The organism is Stagnihabitans tardus (assembly GCF_009925085.1).
Classification (GTDB): domain Bacteria; phylum Pseudomonadota; class Alphaproteobacteria; order Rhodobacterales; family Rhodobacteraceae; genus Stagnihabitans; species Stagnihabitans tardus.
This window is the reverse complement of record NZ_JAABNR010000066.1, coordinates 1-1,799: the sequence shown is the minus strand read 5'-3', so window position 1 is coordinate 1,799 and position 1,799 is coordinate 1. Positions and strand designations below refer to the sequence as shown.

The 1,799-nt window shown below is 58.9% G+C and carries 3 protein-coding genes, 1 tRNA gene and 2 pseudogenes; 1 reads left to right on the top strand and 5 read right to left on the bottom strand.

Annotated elements, in window-relative coordinates; translation table 11 throughout:
* Positions 1–104: pseudogene (locus GV832_RS21570) on the top strand (IS5/IS1182 family transposase); the annotation flags it as partial.
* Between the two features lie 243 nt (positions 105–347).
* Here GV832_RS21570 and GV832_RS21565 read toward each other — a convergent pair.
* The 5 genes and pseudogenes from GV832_RS21565 to GV832_RS21545 all read right to left on the bottom strand — a co-directional run.
* Positions 348–433: transfer RNA gene (locus tag GV832_RS21565), tRNA-Leu, on the bottom strand.
* Between the two features lie 310 nt (positions 434–743).
* Positions 744–959, bottom strand: coding sequence for a hypothetical protein (locus tag GV832_RS21560; RefSeq protein ID WP_168776915.1), 216 nt, complete (start codon positions 957–959; stop codon positions 744–746).
* Between the two features lie 49 nt (positions 960–1,008).
* On the bottom strand, positions 1,009–1,227 hold the full coding sequence (locus GV832_RS21555) for a hypothetical protein (RefSeq protein ID WP_168776914.1): 219 nt from the start codon (positions 1,225–1,227) through the stop codon (positions 1,009–1,011).
* Positions 1,228–1,391: 164 nt separating this feature from the next.
* On the bottom strand, positions 1,392–1,580 hold the full coding sequence (locus GV832_RS21550) for a hypothetical protein (RefSeq protein WP_168776913.1): 189 nt from the start codon (positions 1,578–1,580) through the stop codon (positions 1,392–1,394).
* A gap of 116 nt (positions 1,581–1,696) precedes the next feature.
* A pseudogene (locus tag GV832_RS21545) lies at positions 1,697–1,799 on the bottom strand (IS5/IS1182 family transposase); the annotation flags it as partial.

Below are 1,799 nucleotides of genomic sequence, written 5' to 3'. Positions count from 1 at the left end.
GCCGCCTCAAGGACTGGCGCAGGATCGCAACCCGCTACGACAGATGTCCCAAGGTCTACCTCTCGGCCATCGCACTCGCCGCAACTGTCATCTTCTGGCTCTGAAACTCAATGAGTCCTGAACCTAACCACGCCGGGGCCAGATTGCCCGTCATGACAATCTTCAGCTATACCATAAATCCGCCTCGCCCAATCGGGAGATCCTCCGGACTGCTCTGGGCGCGAAATCTCTTGGAAGCACAACGCCGCATCGGCCATCCCGGAGCCAGCATCGTTCAGATCCATCCAGATGTCGCCTTGCGGTCAGAAGAAAACGATTCGCCCGGTAGAAGGCGCAGGCTGTCACTGTGGTACCCGCGGCGGGACTCGAACCCGCACGACCTGACGATCTAGGGATTTTAAGTCCCTTGTGGCTACCATTCCACCACGCGGGCCGTGGAAGTGTGCTCAAACCTTCCAGGGACATTGCCGGTCAAGACCCAATAGTGTCATGGAATAACGCTCCCCCCGGGGGGATAGATCTCGGGCGTGATTGCAGCCCCTGATCACCTTTGGCCCACCCAGCGCCATCTTCCTTGTCTGACTCCATTTATGCCGGACACCGGCATGAGGGGCGGAAAGCCGTCGTCCGGCGGATTTTGGGCTCTTGCAGCCAACCGCTGATTCCGGCCATTCACGCAGAACGGGATTTGCTCAGCGCGGGCGAGCCTTGGCCACCATGGCCGCCCGTGGGGAGCCCATTTGTCAGAAGCTGCCTGCGTCCTGAAAGTCGATCTGGCGGCGCAGTTTGAAGTCGACACGCACCACATTGCCGGGTCCAGGGTCGAGCATCCGACCGGCTTCTGCAGCCAAGACCCGCCGCGTGACGTTGATCTGATCGATCATGTCCGTCCAGCCTAGTGGCTTGGCATCTTGCTCCATCCGGTCCAAGACCGCCCACATCCAATCAGCTTCTTCCATCGTGTCCCTCAACGGTATCTTCCCAGACTCACTGGTAGACCCGCCAAGGTTAACGACTCATTACAGGAAAAGCCTCAATACGATCTTTCTCTTCCAGCACCAGCGGCGCCATTGCCAGACCGCCCATGGCAGACAGTCTGGCAACAACATGCTCGCCAGCGGCAAGCGCGGCCATTTGGGCGAAAGCCTGCGAGGTCTGTATAAACCCTGCCGCTTTCGCGACCGATGCGGCCGTCAAGGCGAGTTCCCATCTTTCTTGGCTGTCCACTTCGGTTCTCCGGTCAAGAGCCTGATAGTAAGAAGTCGCTCACTTCCCTTAACAAGCGATTAACTCCTGCCCTGGCGAGGTAAGACTCATGGGCAAATCGGCGTCATCACGCTCAGACGCGAGGTCCATTCAAAGCCACTTTTGGCGACCGGAGCGGCCGACAGTCAGAGCCCATAGGGCAACTGGGCAGTCTTTCCAGGACGTTCCAACAAGGCTGCTGCTCGTTCTGCCTGCTCCACGATGGCTGCGAGGTAAGGTGACGGTGCCTTGTTCGCCGCCTGCCCCGCCATCATCTCGGCGGCGAAGCGCCGCAGAGTGGTGGCGCTGAGATTTTTATCGTCCCTGGTCTTCAAGGTTGGTCTCCTTGGGCTTCGCCCACATGGATGTTCCACATCTGGATGCATCATTGGCGGTCTCACGCCGTCTGCATCTCAAACCCCAGATCACTAGGTTCAGGACTCATTGAGTTTCAGAGCCAGAAGATGACAGTTGCGGCGAGTGCGATGGCCGAGAGGTAGACCTTGGGACATCTGTCGTAGCGGGTTGCGATCCTGCGCCAGTCCTTGAGGCGG